The sequence below is a fragment of the Trichormus sp. NMC-1 genome (genome assembly GCF_001858025.1).
GTDB lineage: Bacteria > Cyanobacteriota > Cyanobacteriia > Cyanobacteriales > Nostocaceae > Anabaena.
The window spans coordinates 498,771-523,003 of sequence record NZ_LZQD01000004.1 but is presented as its reverse complement, the minus strand read 5'-3'; the positions used below and the strand labels follow the sequence as shown (position 1 = coordinate 523,003).

General features: G+C 40.2%; 22 protein-coding genes, 2 tRNA genes and 6 pseudogenes. 16 read left to right on the top strand and 14 right to left on the bottom strand.

Going from position 1 to position 24,233, the window contains the following annotated elements:
• Window positions 1-11: 11 nt before the first annotated feature.
• The 4 genes and pseudogenes from A9Y75_RS16100 to A9Y75_RS16090 all read right to left on the bottom strand — a co-directional run.
• Window positions 12-452: an Rrf2 family transcriptional regulator gene (locus A9Y75_RS16100; RefSeq protein WP_071190537.1), complete on the bottom strand. Its 441-nt coding sequence runs from the start codon at window positions 450-452 to the stop codon at window positions 12-14.
• Window positions 453-674: 222 nt separating this feature from the next.
• Window positions 675-2,360, bottom strand: a complete 1,686-nt coding sequence (locus A9Y75_RS16095; protein WP_071190536.1) for an iron uptake porin — start codon at window positions 2,358-2,360, stop codon at window positions 675-677.
• Between the two features lie 1,370 nt (window positions 2,361-3,730).
• Window positions 3,731-3,844, bottom strand: a pseudogene (locus A9Y75_RS26640) (photosystem II D2 protein (photosystem q(a) protein)); the annotation flags it as partial.
• A 1-nt stretch (window position 3,845) separates the two neighbouring features.
• A pseudogene (locus A9Y75_RS16090) lies at window positions 3,846-4,226 on the bottom strand (carbohydrate porin); the annotation flags it as partial.
• A 5-nt stretch (window positions 4,227-4,231) separates the two neighbouring features.
• On the opposite strand from A9Y75_RS16090, the pseudogene A9Y75_RS16085 reads away from it, so the two are divergent.
• Window positions 4,232-4,690 (top strand): annotated as a pseudogene (locus A9Y75_RS16085) (NYN domain-containing protein); the annotation flags it as partial.
• Between the two features lie 160 nt (window positions 4,691-4,850).
• Window positions 4,851-4,922 (top strand) — tRNA-Asn (locus A9Y75_RS16080).
• A 100-nt stretch (window positions 4,923-5,022) separates the two neighbouring features.
• Here the strand turns inward: A9Y75_RS16080 and A9Y75_RS26635 are convergent.
• Window positions 5,023-5,217 (bottom strand): annotated as a pseudogene (locus tag A9Y75_RS26635) (photosystem II D2 protein (photosystem q(a) protein)); the annotation flags it as partial.
• Between the two features lie 291 nt (window positions 5,218-5,508).
• Here A9Y75_RS26635 and A9Y75_RS16075 point away from each other — a divergent pair.
• The 5 genes from A9Y75_RS16075 (at window position 5,509) to A9Y75_RS28575 (ending at window position 8,116) form a co-directional block, all read left to right on the top strand.
• Window positions 5,509-5,781 carry a hypothetical protein gene (locus A9Y75_RS16075; protein WP_071190534.1) on the top strand — a complete coding sequence of 91 codons (273 nt, stop codon included), beginning with the start codon at window positions 5,509-5,511 and terminating at the stop codon, window positions 5,779-5,781.
• 13 nt (window positions 5,782-5,794) lie between these two features.
• Complete coding sequence (locus tag A9Y75_RS16070) at window positions 5,795-6,472, top strand: ABC transporter ATP-binding protein (RefSeq protein WP_071190533.1); 678 nt, start codon at window positions 5,795-5,797, stop codon at window positions 6,470-6,472.
• 406 nt (window positions 6,473-6,878) lie between these two features.
• Complete coding sequence (locus A9Y75_RS16065; RefSeq protein ID WP_071190532.1) at window positions 6,879-7,427, top strand: NYN domain-containing protein; 549 nt, start codon at window positions 6,879-6,881, stop codon at window positions 7,425-7,427.
• A 160-nt stretch (window positions 7,428-7,587) separates the two neighbouring features.
• A tRNA-Asn gene (locus A9Y75_RS16060) sits at window positions 7,588-7,659 on the top strand.
• Window positions 7,660-7,939: 280 nt separating this feature from the next.
• Window positions 7,940-8,116 carry a hypothetical protein gene (locus A9Y75_RS28575; RefSeq protein ID WP_177176209.1) on the top strand — a complete coding sequence of 59 codons (177 nt, stop codon included), beginning with the start codon at window positions 7,940-7,942 and terminating at the stop codon, window positions 8,114-8,116.
• A 57-nt stretch (window positions 8,117-8,173) separates the two neighbouring features.
• Here A9Y75_RS28575 and A9Y75_RS29715 read toward each other — a convergent pair.
• Window positions 8,174-8,359: pseudogene (locus A9Y75_RS29715) on the bottom strand (M56 family peptidase); the annotation flags it as partial.
• Between the two features lie 1,050 nt (window positions 8,360-9,409).
• Between A9Y75_RS29715 and A9Y75_RS28570 the strand changes: the two are divergent.
• Together A9Y75_RS28570 and nifH are read left to right on the top strand one after the other, a co-directional pair.
• The gene (locus A9Y75_RS28570) at window positions 9,410-9,577 is read left to right on the top strand and encodes a hypothetical protein (RefSeq protein ID WP_177176210.1); all 168 of its coding nucleotides are present in this window, start codon (window positions 9,410-9,412) and stop codon (window positions 9,575-9,577) included.
• A 331-nt stretch (window positions 9,578-9,908) separates the two neighbouring features.
• Window positions 9,909-10,808 (top strand): nitrogenase iron protein, encoded by a 900-nt coding sequence (gene nifH / locus A9Y75_RS16055; protein WP_071190531.1) that lies wholly within the window; start codon window positions 9,909-9,911, stop codon window positions 10,806-10,808.
• Between the two features lie 142 nt (window positions 10,809-10,950).
• Here nifH and A9Y75_RS16050 read toward each other — a convergent pair whose 3' ends face one another.
• Window positions 10,951-11,148 carry an NblA/ycf18 family protein gene (locus tag A9Y75_RS16050; protein WP_071190530.1) on the bottom strand — a complete coding sequence of 66 codons (198 nt, stop codon included), beginning with the start codon at window positions 11,146-11,148 and terminating at the stop codon, window positions 10,951-10,953.
• Between the two features lie 199 nt (window positions 11,149-11,347).
• Between A9Y75_RS16050 and A9Y75_RS28565 the strand changes: the two genes are divergently transcribed.
• Window positions 11,348-11,524: a hypothetical protein gene (locus A9Y75_RS28565; RefSeq protein WP_177176209.1), complete on the top strand. Its 177-nt coding sequence runs from the start codon at window positions 11,348-11,350 to the stop codon at window positions 11,522-11,524.
• Window positions 11,525-11,581: 57 nt separating this feature from the next.
• Here the strand turns inward: A9Y75_RS28565 and A9Y75_RS16045 are convergent, their stop codons facing one another.
• Complete coding sequence (locus A9Y75_RS16045) at window positions 11,582-12,415, bottom strand: M56 family metallopeptidase (RefSeq protein WP_071190529.1); 834 nt, start codon at window positions 12,413-12,415, stop codon at window positions 11,582-11,584.
• A gap of 4 nt (window positions 12,416-12,419) precedes the next feature.
• On the bottom strand, window positions 12,420-12,839 hold the full coding sequence (locus A9Y75_RS16040; protein ID WP_071190528.1) for a BlaI/MecI/CopY family transcriptional regulator: 420 nt from the start codon (window positions 12,837-12,839) through the stop codon (window positions 12,420-12,422).
• Window positions 12,840-12,962: 123 nt separating this feature from the next.
• Between A9Y75_RS16040 and A9Y75_RS16035 the strand changes: the two genes are divergently transcribed.
• From A9Y75_RS16035 to A9Y75_RS16010, 6 genes are all read left to right on the top strand, one after another.
• Window positions 12,963-13,412, top strand: coding sequence for a DUF29 domain-containing protein (locus A9Y75_RS16035; RefSeq protein WP_071190527.1), 450 nt, complete (start codon window positions 12,963-12,965; stop codon window positions 13,410-13,412).
• A 94-nt stretch (window positions 13,413-13,506) separates the two neighbouring features.
• On the top strand, window positions 13,507-13,908 hold the full coding sequence (locus tag A9Y75_RS16030) for a hypothetical protein (RefSeq protein ID WP_071190526.1): 402 nt from the start codon (window positions 13,507-13,509) through the stop codon (window positions 13,906-13,908).
• A gap of 7 nt (window positions 13,909-13,915) precedes the next feature.
• On the top strand, window positions 13,916-14,341 hold the full coding sequence (locus A9Y75_RS29710; RefSeq protein ID WP_071190525.1) for a caspase family protein: 426 nt from the start codon (window positions 13,916-13,918) through the stop codon (window positions 14,339-14,341).
• Window positions 14,310-15,869: an SUMF1/EgtB/PvdO family nonheme iron enzyme gene (locus A9Y75_RS30200; RefSeq protein WP_269086305.1), complete on the top strand. Its 1,560-nt coding sequence runs from the start codon at window positions 14,310-14,312 to the stop codon at window positions 15,867-15,869. The genes A9Y75_RS29710 and A9Y75_RS30200 overlap by 32 nt, the downstream gene beginning before the upstream one ends.
• 404 nt (window positions 15,870-16,273) lie before the next feature.
• A complete protein-coding gene (locus A9Y75_RS16015) occupies window positions 16,274-17,095 on the top strand; it encodes a DUF2887 domain-containing protein (RefSeq protein ID WP_071190523.1) in 822 nt (273 codons plus the stop codon).
• Between the two features lie 265 nt (window positions 17,096-17,360).
• Complete coding sequence (locus A9Y75_RS16010) at window positions 17,361-18,101, top strand: 2-phosphosulfolactate phosphatase family protein (protein WP_071190522.1); 741 nt, start codon at window positions 17,361-17,363, stop codon at window positions 18,099-18,101.
• Between the two features lie 152 nt (window positions 18,102-18,253).
• Here the strand turns inward: A9Y75_RS16010 and A9Y75_RS16005 are convergent, their stop codons facing one another.
• The 5 genes and pseudogenes from A9Y75_RS16005 to A9Y75_RS15985 form a co-directional block, all read right to left on the bottom strand.
• Window positions 18,254-20,038 carry a M61 family metallopeptidase gene (locus A9Y75_RS16005; RefSeq protein WP_071190521.1) on the bottom strand — a complete coding sequence of 595 codons (1,785 nt, stop codon included), beginning with the start codon at window positions 20,036-20,038 and terminating at the stop codon, window positions 18,254-18,256.
• Window positions 20,039-20,246: 208 nt separating this feature from the next.
• Window positions 20,247-20,627: a hypothetical protein gene (locus tag A9Y75_RS27685; protein WP_177176208.1), complete on the bottom strand. Its 381-nt coding sequence runs from the start codon at window positions 20,625-20,627 to the stop codon at window positions 20,247-20,249.
• Between the two features lie 26 nt (window positions 20,628-20,653).
• The gene (locus A9Y75_RS15995) at window positions 20,654-21,337 is read right to left on the bottom strand and encodes a Crp/Fnr family transcriptional regulator (protein WP_071190520.1); all 684 of its coding nucleotides are present in this window, start codon (window positions 21,335-21,337) and stop codon (window positions 20,654-20,656) included.
• A 396-nt stretch (window positions 21,338-21,733) separates the two neighbouring features.
• Window positions 21,734-22,921 carry a HetZ-related protein 2 gene (locus A9Y75_RS15990; protein ID WP_071190519.1) on the bottom strand — a complete coding sequence of 396 codons (1,188 nt, stop codon included), beginning with the start codon at window positions 22,919-22,921 and terminating at the stop codon, window positions 21,734-21,736.
• A 1,139-nt stretch (window positions 22,922-24,060) separates the two neighbouring features.
• Window positions 24,061-24,233, bottom strand: a pseudogene (locus A9Y75_RS15985) (carbon dioxide-concentrating protein CcmK); the annotation flags it as partial.

Here is a 24,233-nt window from a genome sequence, read left to right as displayed (position 1 = left end):
TTTTTCTTTCTTTAAATGTAGTACATGATATCTAATTGCCGCCTTGCATTTCGCTTTTCACAAAGATCCTGAAGCGAATGTTTTTGCAGGACTGAATTTGCTGCCTGACGAGCTTCTAGCCAAATTTCGTCTACAATCGCACTATCCGTACTTTTGGGGTTATTAGTATCTTCCTCACCTGGGCGCACATCTAACCCTTCTAAACATTCCAATATATCTAAAACGCTAATTTTCCAAGGTTCTCGCGCCAAAAAATAGCCGCCTTTTGAACCCCGGAGACTCTTGACTATACCTCCGCGCCGCAAGGTAGCTAACAGCTGTTCCAAATATCGATCAGGTATATTTTGTTGCGCGGCAATTTGTCGAATTTGCATTGGTTCGCCGCTTTCGTAATGAATTGCCATTTCTAATAAGGCAAGAATTGCGTATTCTGATTTACAAGATAGTTCCACAAGCAGTAATTTAACAATAAAGGATAAAAAATCAAAGTTGAAGGATGAAGGGTAAACAATTCAAGATGCTATGCTTCTTTCAGAGGAGCTACACAAACACGTTTCACCCTTCTTCTAGTATACTCCGGTTCACCACTGGGGTTTGTTCTTTTTTCCTACAAAAAAACCCGCCGTAAAGCGGGTAAAAATAGTTTTCTAAATTTTCTGAAAATTATCAACTTTTTAGAAGGTGAAAGTTGTTCTCAGAGTACCGATAAAAGCATCATTGTTGTTGCTGTTCTGTCCGGGAGATGTTACCCAAATCACACCAGGAGTAACAGAAATGTTATCGGAGACGCGATACTTGTAGAAGCCTTCAACTTGGTATGGGATATCAGAAGAGTTAGTACCACTATTGTTAAAGGAATAGGGTTGAGCGCCACCAAAAATACCCAGGACGTTACCTTTCTTACCAAAGTCAGGTAATGCTATACCAACTCCGTAGCTCCAAGCTTCATAATCATCACCAGTACCGAAACCTGTGACATCATGATATGAAACAAAGCCACTAAGAGACAGTTTGTCGGTAGGTCTGAAAGCTGCTGAAACACCGTAGGAGTTGCTAGACGATGCACTGGCGCTGTTAAGATTATTAGATAGTGATGTACCTACGACAGCGCCATTATCAAGTCCTGAGTCGAACAAGGTACTATTTGCACCATTATAACTATGCACGTAGGTAGCAGCTAAAGCAATACGATTGCCTACACTAAAGTTCAACTGACCTAAAGCCGCATAATTACCATCAAACAACCCAGCACCAGCAGCAGGGTTATTAGCTTCAGAAGCCAAGTAACCCAATGTCACTGAACTTGGTTTGAGGATACCGCCACCTTGACCAAAAGGCACATTAAGTGCAATACCTGAACCACCACCAATCCGATAGATGGGGTTTTCAGAAGCAAAAGTGGTTAAAGCACCGTTACCACCATCAGTTTTATCGAAGAAGTAGGGGTTGTTCACAGCAGCATAATCGCTATGTTGTCCACCACTAGCTGCAATGTAAACCTGTGCTGGCCCCATAGGAGCTTCATAAGTCAGCTTATCTAGCGTGACATTGTTATTACCAGTGCTACCAACTTCAAAGGTTTGTTTACCTTCTGCACCGCCACCAGTGCTTAAGCTCAAGCCTGTTGAATTACCCGCACCTAGACGGGTAGTCAACATATCTCTACCCGTAAAGCTGCTTTGCAGGTTCAAGCGGACTCTATCTTGAAAAACTCCATTTTCATTAGCTATGGAAGAGTCAGTGTAAGCAAAAATAGCTTCACCTTGCAACTTGGTGGTAGTAGAGAACTGATTAGCTTCCAACTCAGCTGTGCGTGCTTCTAAAGTATCTACACGACCGCGTAGAGTTGCCAATTCTGCGGAAAATTCTTCTTGTAACCGCTGTAAAGTTGCTAAATCTTGTTTTGTCACCATGTCAGCCGTTGCTGTGGCAATCAATTCATTCACACGATCTAAACAAGCATTTAAGCCAGCAGCGAATTCATAACGGGTTAAAGCACGATTACCCCGATATGTACCATTGGGATAACCTGCAATACAACCATAACGCTCAACCAACGACTGCAATGCTTGGAATGCCCAGTCAGTGGGTTGAACATCGGAAAACTGAGAAACTGATGTTACTTGAGATTGGTTTTTACCTTCGTTGCTGTAGCGATTAACTTGATCTAAAACTTGAGTATCTTTGGTTGCTTGAGCCAATACTTCTGGCTGTTGAACAACCTCTGTTGCGGCTTGTGTTTCTACTGTTAAGACTTCAGTGGTTGCATTTGAAGCTGCAATCGCTGTTCCTGAAAGTAATAACGTTGCACCCAAAACTGCTGGGCTAACTACCAGGGATTTCCACAAGAGATTAGACATTTTTCCTTTACTCCTCACACCTTATATAGATAGCTGTTTTAGTCGTACCTACTTCTCAGAAATGCGACATCTTGCTGAAACCTGTGGATGAGCATAGCTGCCATTACTACAATTCTAGTTTTTACAAAGCTAATAACTGATTAACGAATCGTTAAATATTCATGTAATTAACTTATGTACAAACTTTTAACCATAGGTTGTCATTATAGTATATCTAAGTCTGATGAGCAAGATAAGCTTAATCTATTAAACAACTGTCAAATGGAAATTGACTTCCGTTAGCTTAAAATCTTTCTACATCATGTGTAGTTATGACTTTGTTGGCAGACACCTCTATATATAGATGTCTGGCTGACTCAGAAGGTTCCGCCAAATTTTTTATTAATCTTTCGGCAAATTTCAGCAAATTTCAGCATTTTTACCTATATTTTCCCAAAAGTAGTTCACTTCCAAATCTTGCAATGATCATAAAGTAGCGCTTAATTATAGCGGTATGCACTTGAATGAAATACATCATAGTCCCCTCCCCGCTTGCTCTTAGGGGGTTGGGGGTGGGGTTCTTGTATCTCACTCAACCGAGAACCGCTATATTGCGTGATCCAAAAGCTAACTTAGTGAAAAAACCTGGAAACACTTAGCACAAAATAATTATCAAAAAATTCATACTTTGAGTACTACTTCATCTCAGGTGAAACTGAGTAATCGAAAAGTCGCAAGACGCTTGATATGGGACAAATATAAACATATCTGTTGCATATGTGCGGATGTCTCTTGTCTATTCTTAGGAGATATGCGTACATTCTTAGAAGAGGTAGCTTCCCAAACTATAAATAGATGACTATGAAAGGCTGATTAAATTTATGGCGCTGTACAATAAAAGCTAACGTGAAAACTTTCTGATCCGACATCTCTACGCTAGTCAATACACCAAAATTTACCCATAAACAACTATCCGCCCTAAATTAAATCAGAAGATCTAACCTAGGGCGGTCTAGCGGGTCTTCAGGTTGCAACCAGACTGCCGGAAGGAACTCCAAGCTTGCCTAGTGAATTGAGCTAACTTAGTATCTCAGGATAACTAAGGCTAACTTCTAGAGAACAGCCCCGGCACACAGCCGGCTAACTGCAACCTGATGACCCATGGTTATACTACTTTCTATCATGGGCATCACCTCCTTGTTGCCTAAGTGGTCTTAATTTCAAAATTGCAGAGCATCTTGCTCCGGGTTCGTAACCTTAAACTACTATAACACATGAAATTGGCTTGGCAATAGAAAATATAAATTATAAATATAAAAAAAACCCCCACCAACTGGTAGAGGGTAAATGAAAAATGATGAATGTTAAAGCTAAATTAATTCATCATGCCATTACAGAGCGTTACCACGTGGTAATACTTCTTCAGGGAATACAAATTGTTCGTGGGGTTGATCTTGAGGAGCCATCCAAGCGCGGATACCCTCGTTTAGCAAAATGTTTTTGGTATCTGAAAGCTGCTGAAACACCGTAGGAGTTGCTAGACGATGCACTGGCGCTGTTAAGATTATTAGATAGTGATGTACCTACGACAGCGCCATTATCAAGTCCTGAGTCGAACAAGGTACTATTTGCACCATTATAACTATGCACGTAGGTAGCAGCTAAAGCAATACGATTGCCTACACTAAAGTTCAACTGACCTAAAGCCGCATAATTACCATCAAACAACCCAGCACCAGCAGCAGGGTTATTAGCTTCAGAAGCCAAGTAACCCAATGTCACTGAACTTGGTTTGAGGATACCGCCACCTTGACCAAAAGGCACATTAAGTGCAATACCTGAACCACCACCAATCCGATAGATGGGGTTTTCAGAAGCAAAAGTGGTATGGTGCCGGACTGGAGGCAGCACGTGGGGAATTAGTGGAAGCAATAACAAATTACAGCGCTTTTCAAGGTTATGAAACTCAAATAGTATTTGATGCTCAATATCAAAATGCCGCCAGCAACAGAGAAACTATTACAGACTTTTTAACAGTTCATTACACGGATTTTGGGCAGACCGCAGACACATATATTGAAAAATCCTGTGCGTCCTTGCGCCATCAAATAGCGCAGTGTTTAATTTCTCGCGTAATTGTTGCTACATCAGATCGGGCGCAGCAGTTAATGGTACAGGGGTATGGTGCTGAATGGTTATCTGCACACCAACTATGTGGCGAAGTAGAAACGACTGTTTGTCGGATGCGCCATAAGTACCAAACACGCAAACAGTCAAAGAGCCGATTTTTAGCCAATGCTATTGATGCTAAGGCAAGGGAGCGTCTGGCTCAGTTGCGGATGGGATTATAAACAAGATTATTCTATAAATCTATCAATTGCTCTCCTGGAGCGACTTCAGGCTGTAAAAAATTAGGGATTTCAGCAACCACACAACAAAATCAAAAAAATTTTGCTAAAACCTATTGCATTAATTTGAATTTGGGTTTAATATAGAAAACGTTGAGAGCGTTCCTCAGTAGCTCAGTGGTAGAGCGATCGACTGTTAATCGATTGGTCGCTGGTTCGAATCCGGCCTGGGGAGTTTAAACGAATAAAAAGATAAGGCATGAAGGGAGAAAGCATAAATTTCCAACTTCGTGTCTTTGAATTTTATTCAGATAGATAGACTAAAAACGGTTGGAGGAGGATGCCAATCCGTGGGTATACCAGGATGTGACGAAGGTTGTACCGGTTAGCCAACCGCCTAGTGCGAGGAAGGCGCAGGGGAATAATAATATTCCTGACCAACCTACGAATACGAAGCGATCGCGCTTTAACCAGTCGTCTAATACGTCAAACCACCCTCTCGACGGGGCGCGTCCAACTGCGATGGTCATTAGAGGAATCTCCAAAAGTTTATAAGTACGAGTTTTTATCTGTATATAGAGGGCTATGTCATAACCGCCTATAAGCAGAAAGTTAACTGGGTTGTTAATCCAGTTTACAATTTTTTACGCTCTCTAATCATAATAGGTGCAAATCTCTAATTTTTCCAGGGTATTTTTCATAAAAATTAATATTTGCCATTTGAGAGGTGGGGAAGCAGAGGGGGTAGGTTGCAGAATAATAGCTGATAATTGATAACTGACGCTAGAATTAGTCCTACAGTGAAATGTGATTAATTCTAAATGTTTACCATCGACTTAAGCATCAAAAATACTGCTTTCCCGATATCCGTACAACGCAAGTCTACTGAGGATGCTGAAGCTGTCTATCAGCTGATTTTGGCAGCTATGCGCTCTGGCAACCCTGATATTGTGGAACTCAAGTGCGAAGGCAAAACAGAGAAGAAAATTGCTGTCCGTGCCAGTGAAATTTCAGGGGTACAGATTGTGCAGAAAGATGGTACAGCCGTTGGTGGTACTAGAGCGCCTGGCTTTTTTGCCCTAGCTACTGAGTAAGCAAGGTGTACAAATGTCGGCAGTAGGCATCGAAGTTAAGGATTTAAACTTCATTTGGCCTAATGGGGAGCAAGTAATTACATCTTGCTCTCTCAAAGTACCCAAAGGAGAATTTTGGATGCTGTTGGGTACAAATGGTAGTGGTAAATCAACTCTCCTGAGATTGATAGCCGGTCTATTGGCTCCTCAGTCTGGTGTAATTGGTATTTTACCTCCCGTGGGCTTTGTGTTCCAAAATCCTGATCATCAATTAGTTATGCCAACTGTTGGTGCTGATGTTGCTTTTGGATTGGTGGAAGAAAAATTACCTCCTGCTGTGGTGAGGAATAGGGTTGAGGAGGCTTTAGAGGCGGTAAATTTGCTGTCTCTACAACGTCGTCCTATCTATGCTCTTTCTGGAGGACAAAAACAGCGTGTGGCAATTGCTGGTGCGATCGCTCGTCACTGTGAAGTCCTATTATTAGATGAACCCACTGCTTTACTAGATCCAGATAGTCAACTAGACTTGGTGGCTAGTGTTCGTCGTCTGGTTAAAAGTCGAGGAATTACGGCTTTGTGGGTCACTCATCGCTTAGACGAGTTGAACTACTGTGATGGTGCTTTCTTATTAGAAAAAGGTTCTCTAGTAGATTCTGGTGAAGCCGAGCGTCTCAAACAGCGTCTCATGAAAGCAGACAACCAAGCTGCTTAATATCACAGCTAAATAGTTAATCATCCGCTAGGATAACGGTTCTGACAATAATATTGTCCGAATTTTTTATTGGCAAGTTCTTAATATCAATATTTTCTGATAATATTTACCCCAAACTCCATCATCAGGAATGACTCGATGCCAGAAAACAGCTTGCTGTCAAGGTATCGGGTTTTTTCATCTGAGATGTTGAAGAAGAGTAAAAATTATTTATTCCCTACTCAAAAACTCTCAAAAGCCCGATTTTTAAAGGCAAGTTATAATTTGTGCCTTCTGTCTTAAGGTGTAGTTTTGCTATAAATCTGCATTTTTTATCTTGTGTAACATAGTGTTACATCGAATGCTTCAATTACTATAAGTCTTATGAATGATTTTTGTTAACTCTAGATAATTGTGATTAAAAACCATGCCCCGTTCTATCATTCCATCCATTTTGTTAGTGGATGGCTACAACATTATAGGCGCTTGGCCTTGCTTAAAAAAAACCCGTGATGGTGCCGGACTGGAGGCAGCACGTGGGGAATTAGTGGAAGCAATAACAAATTACAGCGCTTTTCAAGGTTATGAAACTCAAATAGTATTTGATGCTCAATATCAAAATGCCGCCAGCAACAGAGAAACTATTACAGACTTTTTAACAGTTCATTACACGGATTTTGGGCAGACCGCAGACACATATATTGAAAAATCCTGTGCGTCCTTGCGCCATCAAATAGCGCAGTGTTTAATTTCTCGCGTAATTGTTGCTACATCAGATCGGGCGCAGCAGTTAATGGTACAGGGGTATGGTGCTGAATGGTTATCTGCACACCAACTATGTGGCGAAGTAGAAACGACTGTTTGTCGGATGCGCCATAAGTACCAAACACGCAAACAGTCAAAGAGCCGATTTTTAGCCAATGCTATTGATGCTAAGGCAAGGGAGCGTCTGGCTCAGTTGCGGATGGGATTATAAACAAGATTATTCTATAAATCTATCAATTGCTCTCCTGGAGCGACTTCAGGCTGTAAAAAATTAGGGATTTCAGCAACCACACAACAAAATCAAAAAAATTTTGCTAAAACCTATTGCATTAATTTGAATTTGGGTTTAATATAGAAAACGTTGAGAGCGTTCCTCAGTAGCTCAGTGGTAGAGCGATCGACTGTTAATCGATTGGTCGCTGGTTCGAATCCGGCCTGGGGAGTTTAAACGAATAAAAAGATAAGGCATGAAGGGAGAAAGCATAAATTTCCAACTTCGTGTCTTTGAATTTTATTCAGATAGATAGTGGCTCCTATGCCCAATTGGGCTGAAAAATAAGGGGTCAATACTGGCTATCTAACTTTTAAGCAGTCATACACCCATTGAGTTTGAGGGCATTCCCTTATTGAGGGGTGTAGCGCATGAATTTTAGATTTTACGAAGTTATGTTAATAAGTATAACGAATTATTTACAATTCTGACGCGATGGGAGTCAGATAAACATGAAAAAAGACGACCAATTAGTGATAAACCATATTAGTCCTGAAGTTAGACAGTTGATAAAGCTTTATGCAGCTGTTAATAACTGTACACAAGCTGAAATGTTGGAGCGCATTGTTTTGGAGTGGCACGCGCAACAAAGTCTAAGTGAACGGCCTCCAGGGGATGAAGATGAATAGACTGAAAAGTGCTTAGTCATCTCCATTACGTTTACTACAGAATAGAGTAGAAGTATTTCAAGTATGAAAAACTACTGTGAGTAAGGGTAGGAAAGCAAATAGAAAAATATGCCAGGATTGTAATTGAGCTTCTGAAGTTCCCTCTGCTGGTGTTAATAAAGCCTCTATTCTCTGTTCTAAGCGATCTGAAGCACCCAAAGCGGCACAGCAAACTTCTTCTCCTACGGGGTTGTTACTTACCAGTGACGCAGAGTTTTTATTGAAGTTTTCGCTTTGAATTTTGTTATTCTCATAAAGTCGAGATATTAACCGTTTTTATTATATAAGAGGTGACAGGTAACAGGGTTGAAAGTCTTTTTGTGTCTAAGTTTTATCAATGGCTTTAGCCCAGCGTAGGGCTATCAGTTAATTTCCTAAGCACCTTGGCGGTTGCTATAACACAACGACGTAAGTCAACCAACCATTCAAAATTCCTGAAAAACATATTATGCTTTTTTAATTTTTAATTCCCAGAAAGCCGTACTAGCTTTACTGTTTTACAGCAGTTTTTATGTATTTGAACCACATTCCCCCACAAGGGAAGGAGAGAAAATCAAAGCTTCTCTCTGTATTTCAGCACGCTGTGGGAACGGAGGAGAGATGAAGATGAATTTTTGAGAATGCAAAAATAACAGAATTATATAATTTTTTTAAACCTTAGTTTCTATTATTTTAAATAAACCTTGATTGTAAAAGTAGCTGATTTCACAAATTATATTTAATCAAATGTTTGCAAAATTTGCACTTTATAAATGCCAAGTCATGATTATTAAAGGTGTTAAGGAGAATATTTATATCCTAGAAAAATAATTTATTTTTAGTTTCATAAAATATCGATATCTATGTTATTGTGAGGATAGGAATCAAAAAAATCAAAGTTCAAAAAAGCTTCAAGTAGAAATTGAGGTCTAACTCAATCAAGTTCTTTTGTTCTGGTAAATCCACTTCAATCGATATATCTTTTCTGCCCGAAAAGATCAGAACAGATGAATTAGAAAAGTTACCCTCGTAACAACTTGAAGTAAATCAGAATTCCTTTGAGTATGTGCCAATAAGAATTGGCTAACTAGATAACATTATCTACCAGATGGGATTAGCCTTGGAGTTTGGGAAGAAAGACTCTTAGAGGATGTCTGGTAAATGTATAGGAATCAGAAATGTAAGCGACTCAATGCCAGCAGGAACAAGCATTTTTAACTGTGAACTAGTACAACAATGGGATTTATTCCCCTGTATTAATCACGGTGAGATTTAGTGATTGTCAAGGAATATCTAAAAGCTGTACCAATAAAGCAGTTTTTCAGTACTTGGGAATTAGAAGTTTTTGGTAGCGATGAAACAGGCAAAATCGTGGAAGTTGTAGCAACCATTGAGAGTAAAGTGCAATGTTGGTTGGTTGGTTTAGGGGGAAAATCTGCATAAAGGTGAATCCCTATTGTAACTACATCTCCGGATTTGAGCAATCTATGAGGATGCTGTGACAACAACTGATCATGCTTAATTCAAGCTGTTAAAGACTTTTAAATTGGGAGATGTAAATTTCTCCTCAATCAATTCCTAGCACCTATGTTTGAGGAAAATTCTGCTACAAATAGCATGATTTTCTCTAAAAATAAGGAACTGAATCTGCGTTTGGTAGTACTTGCAGTATATTCCTTGAACTATCGCTATAAAGTTTCTGTTACGCAATTGAAAAATATCTCAAATCCAGCTTCAGACCTATCAAAAAACTAATTGTAGGAATAAACTCATCATGACTACTGACTCCAATATTAGACAAATTGCTTTCTACGGTAAAGGTGGTATTGGTAAATCTACCACTTCTCAAAACACCCTTGCTGCTATGGCAGAAATGGGTCAACGCATCATGATCGTAGGTTGCGATCCTAAAGCTGACTCTACCCGTTTGATGCTTCACTCCAAGGCTCAAACCACCGTTCTTTCCTTGGCTGCTGAAAGAGGTGCTGTTGAAGATTTAGAACTTAGTGAAGTACTATTGACTGGTTTCCGTGGTGTTAAGTGCGTAGAATCTGGTGGTCCAGAACCCGGTGTAGGTTGTGCTGGTCGTGGTATTATCACCGCTATTAACTTCCTAGAAGAAAACGGTGCTTACCAAGATTTAGATTTCGTATCTTACGACGTATTAGGTGACGTTGTTTGCGGTGGTTTCGCCATGCCCATTCGCGAGGGAAAAGCACAAGAAATATACATCGTGACATCTGGTGAAATGATGGCGATGTACGCTGCTAACAACATTGCTCGTGGTGTTTTAAAATATGCTCACACTGGTGGTGTGCGTTTAGGTGGCTTGATTTGTAACAGCCGTAACGTTGACCGGGAAGTCGAATTAATCGAAACCCTGGCAAAACGCTTGAACACCCACATGATTCACTTTGTACCTCGTGACAATATCGTTCAACACGCAGAATTGCGTCGGATGACAGTTAACGAGTACGCACCTGATAGTGATCAGGGTAATGAATATCGGACATTGGCTAAAAAGATCATCAACAACAAAAATCTGACTATTCCTACACCTATTGAAATGGAAGAACTAGAAGAGTTGTTGATTGAGTTCGGTATTCTTGAAAGCGACGAAAATACTGAAAAGCTAGTTGGTAAGTCAGCAACTGAAGCACCAGTAACCAAATAGTAACAAGAAGTAATTAATGCTTGAGATTGGGGAGGGTCACTCCCACCTTCTCCCCAATTTATGAAGTGAAATGGTGGGTTACGGACTACCGTCCTAACCCACCCTACGATTGATTTTTGGGTAATTTATTTTTTGGTGTTCCCTAACCAGAAATGCTTCCTGAATCGAGTTTCCATTCATGCTTAAGCAATTGCTGGTAGCTTGTTTCCTGAATCATCATCTGTTCGTACAGCTTGAGTAGAAATGCCTGAGCTTGTTCACGAGACATCTGGTGTACTTGGTCAGCAAAAATTCTGAGGCTAAATTCTTGTTCTAAAGATAATTTTATGGGCTGATTCATCGCTGGCTCCTATGCCCAATTGGGCTGAAAAATAAGGGGTCAATACTGGCTATCTAACTTTTAAGCAGTCATACACCCATTGAGTTTGAGGGCATTCCCTTATTGAGGGGTGTAGCGCATGAATTTTAGATTTTACGAAGTTATGTTAATAAGTATAACGAATTATTTACAATTCTGACGCGATGGGAGTCAGATAAACATGAAAAAAGACGACCAATTAGTGATAAACCATATTAGTCCTGAAGTTAGACAGTTGATAAAGCTTTATGCAGCTGTTAATAACTGTACACAAGCTGAAATGTTGGAGCGCATTGTTTTGGAGTGGCACGCGCAACAAAGTCTAAGTGAACGGCCTCCAGGGGATGAAGATGAATAGACTGAAAAGTGCTTAGTCATCTCCATTACGTTTACTACAGAATAGAGTAGAAGTATTTCAAGTATGAAAAACTACTGTGAGTAAGGGTAGGAAAGCAAATAGAAAAATATGCCAGGATTGTAATTGAGCTTCTGAAGTTCCCTCTGCTGGTGTTAATAAAGCCTCTATTCTCTGTTCTAAGCGATCTGAAGCACCCAAAGCGGCACAGCAAACTTCTTCTCCTACGGGGTTGTTACTTACCACTAATAGCAATGATTCCGCTAATACCAAGGGATCTACTTGAGATGCGGCGTAACTATCAGCCCGTAATTCTCGCAAAACTAATAATTCCTGCCATAAAGGTTCTGTATTGGGCAACCAAGTGGTGCAGGAACGCACCCAACCCAGCCAAAAGAACCAGAATGTATCCCTGTACTGATAATGTCCTTGCTCGTGTGCCAAGACGCTTTCTAAATGGGCAGGTGAGAGTGTTTGTAGCAATCCCTGACTAACTACTAATTCAGGTTGCCAAAAACCCATTTGTCCGGCAAATAATGCCTTAGTTTGCAGGAGTCGGGCTTGTTTACCAGCTATATTTACTTGTGGACATTCACGGGCAGATTTAATAGATTTCCAACCTAGGAAAGCCAATTTGATCCCCAAAATGTTAAAAAATCCCAGAAAAATTAATGCCAGTAGATAGCTGAAGGAACCAGTATAAATTCCGCCCATTGTCCCTTGAGTACCCATGCAGACTACAGATATTGCTGTCATGAAAATGAGTAAGGGGGGAAATAGGAATAAAAATAGCGATCGCTCCCACCGCAAATTCCAATTACCTTGGGGTATATGGCCAGAGTATCTTAAGCAGCAAGCAACGGTTACAGCAGTAACAATCATCAGTAGATGCATAATTTTATTTTCCTCCTCTGGCTTCCCGTGCTGCTTGAATGCGTTTTGCGATCGCTTCTATTTGCTCACTAGCAGCTTCATCTAAACTATCAGCAAAGGCCGCAACAACATCAGGATTTCCCACTGCCAAAAATCGCTGTAATTGATCATGGGCTTTAATCATCTGTGCCTGTTGCTGTGTCAACAATGGCCGCCAATAGAATGCTTTTCCTTTTTTATCACAGGCCAGCCAGCCTTTTTCGGTGAGGCGACGCAGAACAGTAGTTACAGAAGTATAAGCTAATTCGCGGTTAGGATCTGTCAGAATGCGATCGTGTACATCTTTGACTGTTGCTGAAGTCAGTTCCCAGACGATGCTGAGAATTTCTGCTTCTAAAGGACCAACAGACAGTTGTTTAGGACGATAATCGGGTAAGGGAGCCATGTTGATGATTTTGGGGGAATCTGCTTTTATATTTTCACATTTTTCTCAACCAAAGGCGCTCCAGGTGCAGAGAGATTAAAATCGCTGTAAGTTTGAATTAGGTCACTCAAAGGAGATAAAGCAATGACACAGACGCAGATTGCAGTATCTTTATATGAACAAGATTATTTACTGTGGATTGAAGATATAGTCAATAAGTTACGGAATAAGGACATTGAGGGGTTAGATTTTGAGAATCTGATTGAGGAGATAGAGGATTTGGGGCGATCTGACAAACGTGAACTGGAAAGTAGACTTAGAGAACTTTTGGAGCATATTCTGAAGCGGAATTATGTAAATATGCCTGATTGTTATCGTGGATGGGTGGAATCTATTGATAAGCAAAGAATTGCTTTAGAAGATTTATTAGCAGAATCACCAAGCCTAAAACCTTATTTTTCCCTAGTATTTGATAAGGCTTACGCAAATACTCTCAAAATTGTTCGCAGGAGTTATCCACAGTGTGAATTCCCTGATACATGGCCGTTTAGCCGCGATATTGAAGCAATGCTAAATGCGGACTTTTGGGAATAGAGGGCGGGGAAATCCCGACATGAAAAATATTGATACTTGCTAGACGAATCACACTTGTGTGCCAGAATTGTCAAAGCAGGTGTGAGGAAGTAAGATGACAGACAAAAACTGGCAAGACGAAGAGCTATGGATTGTAACCGCAAGCACTTCTGACGATCGCTCAAAAGAAGGGATGAAAGCTGTTACAGGCAATGGTAATCCTTATGGTAGTCCTAAGGTGGCGGATGAGGAGATCAAAGAAAATCGTGTAAAAGCCGGAAAGTTAGCCACGCAAATGTCGCAATTTGTGGGTGTCGTCAGTCATTTATTTAACCATGTCGAGAAGCAAGTCCAACCCCAAGCCGGAATCCAATTAGACGAAATTACCCTCACAGTAGAAATTAGTAGTGAAGGAGAAATTAAATTGCTGGGTACGGGTGTAAAAGCCGCTGGTAAAGGTGCAATAGAGTTAAAATTTAAGCGATCGCCCCAAACCCCCCAATCCCCAGAAAATTGACCGCAATATGGCTAAAAATTGCGCCGTTGTCATTGGTATTAACAAATATAATCGAATTCAGCGCCTTCAGTACGCAAAAAGTGATGCTGAACGAGTGTCTAATTATTTTGCCCATGATTTAGGTGTACAACCAGAAAATTTATATTTTTTCTCTGATGATTCCCCACCTGACAAGCATGGACTCGATACTCAACCAACTTACGGTACATTAATTTCGTTTTTAGGCGATCGCTTTGCAGAACCTTTTTTAAACTCTGGAGACACCCTCTGGTTTTACTTTAGCGGTCACGGAATGCCCCACGAAGGACGAGATTATTTATTACCGATAGATGGAAATCCTCGCACTGTTCCCAATTTAGCTATTCCCATACACTACATAACCGAACGCTTGCGACGGAGTGGTGCGGATAATAAATATCGTATTGTTTATTGATGCCTGTCGCAGCACAGGTCAAAAAAGTGGTGGTTTGGGAATTGGTGAAGAAAAACAGCAAGGTGTAATTACCTTCTATTCCTGTAGTCCCAGTCAGGTTTCCTACGAAATTGAAGAAATTCAACAAGGTGCTTTTACCCATGTTTTACTCAATGGTTTGCAAATTCAAGGTGAAAGCAACTGTGCAACTGTTGAACGACTATATAACTATTTGTGCCATCAAGTTCGCCAATTGACCCAAAAGCATAAAAACTATCCGCAGACTCCCTATGCTGCCATAGAACCTGCAACAAAACTGCATTATATTTTACTGCCCAAGTTTGCTAACCTCACTGATATTGATGTTCTGAAAAAAGATGCCTTGAATGCTGAATTCGTAATAAAAGATTTTTCTCTAGCTCGTCAATATTGGAGGCGTGTTATAGCTGCAGTTGGAGATGATGATGATGCACTTAATGCAATTGAGCGATTAGCAAAGCAAAACCTAACCCCCCAACCCCCTTCCCTACAAGGGAATGGGGAGAATTCAAAGCCTCTCTCCTTGCAGGAGAGAGGTTTGGAGAGAGGTTCTTCAGAAGGCGAACAGGGACGTAAAGCAGCAATAGCAAAAACCCGTGAATTGACTGTAGATTTAGGTCAAGGTCTAACCCTAGAACTGGTGCGTGTGCCAGCAGGGAAGTTTACTATGGGAATACCACCACAAGAGCGCGAAATAGCCCTAGAAAATGGCTTGAAAAATGGAGTAGATCCTGAGAATTTGCAACGATGGTTAGACTGGTCTACACCACAGCATGAAATCCATCTGCAAGAGTTCTTGATGGGAAAATATACCGTCACCAATGCCCAATGGCGAGCAGTGATGAAAACTAACCCCTCGGAGAAATATGACCGAAAGTTTCAAGGTGATATGCAGCCTGTGGTTGGCATTTCCTGGTATGAAGCGCGGGCATTCTGTCAAAAACTATCTGAGCAAACAAAACGCGCCGTCAGATTGCCTACAGAAGCCGAATGGGAATATGCCTGTCGTGCAGGTACAACCACACCCTTTGCCTTTGGGAATAACATTACCACCAATCAAGTCAACTATGACGGCAATAATTCCTACGATGACGCACCAAAGGGCAAATATCGGGAATGCACTGTGGATGTCAATAGCTTTAGCCCCAATTCATGGCATTTATATCAAATGCACGGTAATGTCTGGGAGTGGTGTTTAGATAGATGGCATGATAGTTATAGTCAAAAGCCAAAGCGTTTAAAAAGCAATGGTAATGAGGTTTGGGGAGAAACTAACGTAGATGAACATGATAATCTTCCTCATAGCGTACGGGGCGGTTCTTGGTGTTACGATGCTTTCGATTGCCGTTCTACCAATCGTTGCTGGTATCGCGCTAAGGATTCAGACCATGATATAGGTTTTCGTGTTGTGTTCGGGTCTTCCTCGCCAGTACTCTCTACAGTCAGAATTGATAAAAGGGATTTTATCGAGCGTACATCAGAGAGTCCAGACTCAATTCCAGTGATGTAGGTGACTGCATCCAAATATAAAACCGAGCCAGTTAGCTTGGTAGGGAAACCGAAGACTTGACTGGCTCAAATAATTTATTTTATTATATTTGTGAATACGCCTAAAACCCCAGACTAATAAGTAATTATAGCAGTTTTTACTTGAATAAGATAAAACATCATAGCCCCCACCTCGCTTGCGGGGAGGGGGTTTGGGGGTGGGGTTCTTGTATCTCACTCAACCGAGAACCGCTAAGTAGGTGGGCGTTAAAAAATATAAGATAGACCTAACCCCCCAGCCCCCTTCCCTACCAGGGAAGTGGGCGTCAAAGCCTCTCCCCTTGTAGGGGAGAGGTTTGGAGAGAGGTTTTATATTTAATTTAATTGCGCCAAGCTACTTATAAGGGAATATCCAAATTATAAAGAATGCACACAGACACGATATTCTACCAAATCTTCCTCACCTTCCACACCCTTTTATTTGAACTACTCGGTCAACCAACAGAAAATGCTGAAGGCTATAATTTCACATCTGTAGAAGTCAAAGAAAAAGCCTTTCGATTTGATGGGATTTTCATGCCAGATAGTTTGGAAAAACCCATCTATTTTGTAGAAGTGCAATTTCAAAATAAACCAGAATTTTATTGGGAATTAATTACAGAAATCAACATTTATCTCAATCAATATAAACCCGCGCAAGATTGGCAAGCAGTAGCTCTTTTTGCGAAACGCAGTTTGGATGTAGAAGTATTAACTACTTACCAGCAAGAGTTAATAAATAGTGGTCGCATCAAACGCATTTATTTAGATGAAATACCATCAGGTTCAATTGGTATGGGATTAATTGAGTTAATTGTAAGTAAAGAAACCCAAGCACCAGAATTAGTTCAAAACTTGATGCAAAGAACAAAAACAGAGATTAGCAACGACAGAGAGAGACAAGGTATTATAGAGTTGTTAGAGACTGTTTTATTGTCCAAATTTTCGCAATTAAGCCGTCAGGAGATTGAAGCGATGTTTTTAGTCAGTGATATCAAGCAAACAAGGGTATATCAAGAAGCAAAGCAAGAAGAAGCAACAAACTTACTGGTACGTCAGTTATCCAAGCGATTTGGAAAATTGAGTAGTAATTACATCGAAAATATCAACAAACTCACCATAGAACAACTAGAAGACCTGGGAGAAGCATTATTAGACTTTGTGGACATTAGCGACTTGGAACAATGGTTAAAAGCTCACACTGACTAGTAATTAACCGGAAATCCTGTTCATCCCTAAATCCTGGAAATCATGATTTGGCTTGCGCTTGGTGTTAGCTATCAGACAACCTCTAGTTTTTTCTATCTTTGAGATTAAAATATGCAATACCAAGCCTAAAACCTTGATAAATAGGCTTTTTGGAATTTTATAGTACTTATGTATTGATGGAAAGATAAAGTTTAGTATAAACACTTGGTGACATCAAGCGGGTAAAATATAACCGCAGTATTTATAAAGCAGGTATATCCAGCGCGTGAAGATATTTGTATATCATACTCCAGAATTAACCCCAACTGATGAAGCGCCAGAATGCGCGATCGCTGTCGATGTCCTGCGAGCTACCAGTACGATGGCGACAGTTTTAGCGGCTGGAGGCGAAGCGGTGCAAGTCTTCAGCGATTTAGACCAACTGGTGGAAGTTAGCGAAAAATGGCCAGCCGAAAAACGATTACGTGCTGGAGAACGTGGCGGTGCGAAAGTAGCTGGCTTTGAATTGGGTAATTCACCCTTAGATTGCACAGCAGAACTAGTGGCAGGGAGGCGCTTGTTTATTAGTACTACTAATGGTACTCGTGCCTTAAAAAGGATACAAGATGCGCCGATTGTTCTCGCAGCAGCTTTAATTAACCGAGCCGCAGTGGTGCAATTTCTCCTAGAAAAGCAACCGGAAACAGTCTGGATTGTCGGTTCTGGTTGGGAAGGTACTTTTTCTTTAGAAGATACAGTTTGTGCTGGTGCGATCGCACATAGCATTTGGCAACAAAGTAATTCTTCTCTAGAGGAAATAACGGGTAATGATGAAGTCACGAGTGCGATCGCTCTTTATTCTCAGTGGCAAAATGACTTATTGGCATTATTTCACCAAGCTAGTCACGGTAAGCGATTGTTACGTCTGCAATGTTTAGAAGATCTCAAATATTGTTCCCAAACCGATATTTTAGATGTTTTGCCTATTCAGCACGAGCCAGGTGTTTTAAAAAGTCAAATTAAATAACCAAAAAATTCTTTTTTCTGGAGCATTAATCATCTGAATCAGGATTTATAAGATTTGAGGATTTATAAGATTTAAGTTCATGATCTGTATTTTTTTATCCTGTTAATCCTTTCATCCAGATCATCCTGATTCAGACATTTTTCTCTTTGATATTACCGAATATTTGTCAAAGGTACACCTAACCAACCTACAAAATTTGCTTGCTGAGTAGTATCAGAATTTTGTACAGCTACCAAATGATAACGAGTAGAATGTGTTGGTTCTAAAATCACTGAATAGGTACGCAATTCATCTTGGTGGAAAATTGTAACTTGAAGAGTGTCGTTGGCTTGGTAATCTGCGAGACGTTCGCTCAATTGACTTGCACCTAGCTTAATTCCATCAATCGCCAATAACTCATCACCAGCATCAATTCCCGCTACATTTGCAGGTGAACCCATTTCAACAAATTTAATAATTTCCCGTCCATTTTCAGTGGTTATTTTCACACCAAAATAAGGTTCGTCATCTTTTTCTTCTATCAATTGCAAACCAAAAGGCTGCAAATATTGATTAAATGGCAAATCATCCAATCCGTCGATGTAGGATTTAAAAAAATCAGATAAATCAATTCCGGCTACAGATTCAATCACAGTCTGTAATTGTTCTGGAGTATAACCCATTTCTGCTTTGCCAAATTTCTCCCACATTGTCATCATGACATCATCAAGAGAAAGCTGATTATGATGAAGATCACGAATTAACAAATCCAGCAACAGCGATACCATTTCTCCTTTTAAATAGTATGAAATTTGGGAATTCCCACTATTGGCATCTGGACGGTAAAGTTTAATCCAAGCATCAAAACTCGACTCAGATAGAGGTTGTACTTTCCGCCCTGGGATTTTTAAATATTTAGTAATTTCCTGATTTAAATGATTTAAATATGATTTAACATCATAAATTCCTGCCCGCAATGGAATCACCAAATCATAGTAACTTGTAGTTCCTTCACAAAACCACAAACTAGGTGTATAACTTTCTTGATCGTAATCAAAAACCTCTAATGCTTTGGGGCGAATTCGCTTCACATTCCACAAATGAAAGAATTCGTGGGCAACTAATTGAATAAAGCGCTCATATTTATCTTGATTGCGAAAACCAAAGCGGTGGTAAATTAATGAGCAGGAATTTTTATGTTCCAAACCGCCATAAGCTTGGTTAAATAAATGTAGTAAAAATACAAATCGTTCATATGGCAAACCACCAAACATTTTGGCTTCGACTTCAATAATTTTTTGAAAGTCTGAAACCATCTGCTGTAGGTTAAAATTTCCCTTTCCCCAGATTGCCAATTCATGAGGTTTATCTAATACCTGAAAGTGAAATAACTGATGGCTACCAATCTCAAAAGGACTATCAACAAGAGTATCAAAATCAGCAGCTAAAAAAGTATTAGCTTCCTCAGCAATTGTTGGTAAACCAGTGCTTACCTGCCACTCTGGATGTGGTGGCACAATAGTAACGTAAATTGGTAGCTCCTCCCAACCAGGAATTCTCAAAAACAGGGCTGCACCATTGAAATAACCGTGAGTAGCATCCAAGTGATTTGTGCGTACCGATAACTCATTTGCAAAAACGCGGTAACGCACTGTTACTTCTGAAATATCACCTTTTTCTATCTGCCAATGATTTTTACTAATTTTGCGCCACGGCAAAGGTTGATGTCCTGCAAACGCAGCAAAATCTTGTAAATTCTTGGCATATTCCCGCACCAAATAAGAACCTGGTGTCCAAACTGGCATTTTCAAATCGAGAATTGGGGATGAGTAGCCTACAACGTGCAAAGTCACCTCAAATAAATGATTTTCTGGTTGGGACATTGCCACCCAGTAATGAATTTGCCTACCCACTTGCTGAACTTGAGTACTGATAAGAGGTGCTATTACTTCAGTCATTTTATCTGCCTAATCCTGAGTTATTAGTCAATCAATTTTGGATTTTAAATTGACGATTTTAGATTTCTTCGGCTTTCACTGCGGCGAGGCTTGTAGCTTGCTTAAATGCAGGAATACCGAAAAAACTAATCTAAAATCTAAAATCTATAGCCGTGGACAGGGTGGTTAGGACATCAATTGATAATGAAACTCCCACTACAAGAGGGTTTTACTCCTGACTCCTGACTCCTGACTCCTGACTCCTGACTCCTGACTCCTGACTCCTGACTCCTGACTCCTGACTCCTGACTCCTGACTCCTGACTCCTGACTCCTGACTCCTGACTCCTGACTCCTGACTCCTGACTCCTGACTCCTGACTCCTGACTCCTGACTCCTGACTCCTGACTCCTGACTCCTGACTCCTGACTCCTGACTCCTGACTCCTGACTCCTGACTCCTGACTCCTGACTCCTGACTCCTGACTCCTGACTCCTGACTCCTGACTCCTGACTCCTGACTCCTGACTCCTGACTCCTGACTCCTGACTCCTGACTCCTGACTCCTGCTATAAAATCTAAAATTGGTATGGTCAATAAGTCAATTAACATACTGGCTCCTCAATATTCAGTACTGGTTATAATTTATTAGCTAAATTCTGTAGTTGTTTGAAGTTGACTAGATAAATAAAGTTATTAACAGGATCAATTTTTATCCATCCTTTTTCATGGAGCTTTTCCATAATTTTGGTGGTTTCTTCAATGCCTATTTCGGTTACTTCTGCCAAATCTTTCAAGGGAATGTCAAAAATTTCTTTACCTTCGGGCGAATTCTGACCATAGTTATCACCCAAGTGAACTAAAGTATGGGCGAGTTTGACCGCTGGTGGTGAAGAGCGCATTTGCAAGCGTATATTAATTTGCCGTAGTCGTCTTACCATCAGTTGCAGCATTCGATGATGTAACTGTGGATCTTTAAACAAAATTTGGATAAAACGTTCTCTGGAGACAGTTAGTAATGTTACAGGTGAAAGAGCAATAACATCGGTTGAGCGCGGTGATTCATCTAAAACCGCCATTTCTCCAAAGAAATCGCCCCGGCCTAAAATTGCTATTGTCACCGAATTATCGCCGTTGGTACGCCGGATTTTTACCCAACCAGAAACCAAGAAGTAGACTGCATTACCCCAAGCATCTTCCATCAAAACGGCTCTTCCAGAGGGGTATTCATGTTCAACTGCGGTGTTGAGTAACCATTCCAATGTTTGTGGATTGGCTGTACTCAGCAAGGGGAAAATATCGCTAAAAACCTCGGTTTGCATGAAATATTCACAAGGAATGAATTCAAAAGCGGAAAATTGAGTCTGTAACTTTTCAATTTTTGGCAGTGTGTCATACTTAAGCTCACTTAGGCAGCAAAGCTGGCACACAAATGACTATTTGCTCTCAATGCCTTAATTAGAACATAACAATTATGTATTTGGATCGAAAACACTACTTTTACTGACAGATATATTATTAATTATTTTGTGGTAAATGACTATGGTTTGTCAGTCTGTTTAGCTTTTGGTCTAGATTTGCACTTAGTTAATTTCAGATAGCTCAAGTTTATAACTGCATCTTGTTCGTCATAGCTTATCTGTATCTATTACAAATGTAATACCCATCATTTATGTTGGAATAGGCATTATTTGTTTACTTGGTGGTTCTGTGTTTAGCTAATCTTGAGTTCTTAAAGTTTGGGCTGCAAGATAGACTTTAGTCCATTCACCCATGACTTGATGAGTTTTGAGTTGTAACTGTTGGGCTGTGGCTTCTATAGAGTTACCTGCTCTCCGCAAATTCAGAATCTGCTTCTCCAGAGGAGTTAATTTTTCATCCAGTTGTTGCCATTGGTGTTGTGTTAGCCCTAAGTTGTTTTCTGGCAAGGAAATTGAGAGCCAGTTATCTACAAGTTCCGGTTTACCTTTGATAGCAAAAACACGTACAGCATGGTAGCTAATTTTTTCACGCAGTCGATATACTTCCTTAATCGGCTTATTCAGTGTTTTGGCAATCTCTTCTTGAGATTTGCCTTGTAGATACAGTTGCAGCCAGTCTACTGCCTGTTTTCCTAAATTTTGGAGCAAGTATTTTTCAAATTCTTGGTATACAGCTTGACGTAGTGTCTGTTGTTCTTCTAATTTTTGTGCTTCTTGATATTGGGCGATCGCTTGACTATCGACTAAGTTCAGGGGATTATCAGTATCTTCTGTGAGAACTTCGTCTGAAACTAGTCTAATTAAGTCACTGCTTGGAACTTGTGTTAACCCACCTCGCTGGGTGCGACGGAGATAGTTGACAAAGCGATAAACTAAAAGGGGTTGATTCCGTACTGGTCGCAAACAATACTCTTCTATAGAAGCAAAGAGCAATGTATCCTGTAATCTTCTATCAGTTGTAAATTCTGCAATACAAGACATTTGCTGCTGCATATATGAATCATTTTGCAGTAGTTCTTGTAGTATTTCTTGCAATACATCAATGACACTACGCTGACGATCACGACTCAGGGAAACCCAAGTCTGAATTTTATTTCTCAGTGTCATTACACTTCCTAAGCGGGTAATAAGGTGACGATAAGCCCGTTCTCGTCCCATGCCTAAGTAGCGCTGATGTAAAATACGCCATCTATATTCCATTGCTTGCTTGGCAATTTCCAATTCTTTGGGGTTGAGTAAATCAAACCGATTTAAGTCTACTCCCAAAAGCCAAAGCACAATACTATGTCTAGCAGCCTCACTTTGTTCTGGACATTCCTTGGCCAGTCGTTGTTGCCAATATTCTGCCAGGTTTGTCGCATCTTCTTTCATAATGAGATTGCATTCCTCGAAACTCTGTTTTAAAGTCTGCATCACAACCCCTATAATGACTTAAATTATTAACTGATAGTTGTCTCTGATTTCACAATCTTGATCTGGAAATTTTGAGGTTCCCTGTGTAATTACGTCTTGGGACACTGAATTTATGCAGGTTTTTCTTGTTTAGGTATTTTGCTTTCCCATCCAGTTATTGCTCATCGTCCTCTCTTCAGGATTTTCATTAGTTTTGTCAACTTGCAAATTTTCTTAATTTATGTTTGAGTAATTAAGAATAGAATTGTGTTGAAAGTAGATCAGGATCTATGTTGACAGAGCATAGGTTTGAGCAGGAGGTAAAAAGGATACAACACAATCTCAGACGCACATTCACCTATATAAGTTTCAAGTTTTTGTAGTTGTTTATTGAATGTCTTTACACTTTTTGAGATTTAGTAGACAATAAAGAAACTGAAGTTGTTTGGCAATATAAACCAACTATTCAAAAAAATTATTTGGCAAGTTAAAGTACAATTATCAAAGCATTGACTGTATCAATGTGATTGACAATTGGATATAAACATGAAGAGTGATCTTGAGTAGTGCAATTAAATAAAATTCGGCTTTGCTGAATTGAAGTATGAAATTGCAAAATTCAATATCTCAAACTCTTACTCTCTGCGTGAGGTAAAATCATACCCTGATTCAGCAACACCTAAAATTCTAGATTTTTGAATCCAATAAATCACTCGATAATAGTGAGAAGTCATTTGGGTGAAACAAGGAAGCTCCTTATCAATTCAGTATATGAATATTACTATAAGTAGGACGTTAGTGTATTGTGATCCAGATCACTGTATTTAAGTAATTCTTTAGGGTTGCACTAGTTACAAAACTATACATTTGTTAAATTAGGCAACGAATTTAGAGTCCCTATTGAAGAAGACACGGGGACACGGGGACGCTCTTACACCCCATGTTTAAAGCCAGGGGATTCCAGCAAGGAATGTCTTTTTTCTTCTCCACGACTGTAGTCGGGGGCTTGAAACAATTTGCTTCAAACGTCGGACACGGGCGACTCTCCGCGTCTGTGCGTCTCCCACTCTCCGCGTCCTCTTCGGTCATGACTGTGGACTCTAGATTTCTAAATTTCAGCAAATTAATAAGTTGTCGCTAACCGATAACTTAGTGATTCACCGAATTTATCTTTAATTCGATGATCTGATAATCGGATTTTCTACCGATTCCCGATACTGTTGAACATCTGCGGTGTAAGCGATGGGCAGAACCGCCTCAACGTTCTCATGGGGACGAGCAATAATTACCCAAGACTCTAGAGTACCGCCATAAACGTTTTCTGCGGCTTCTACTCCAGCAGCCA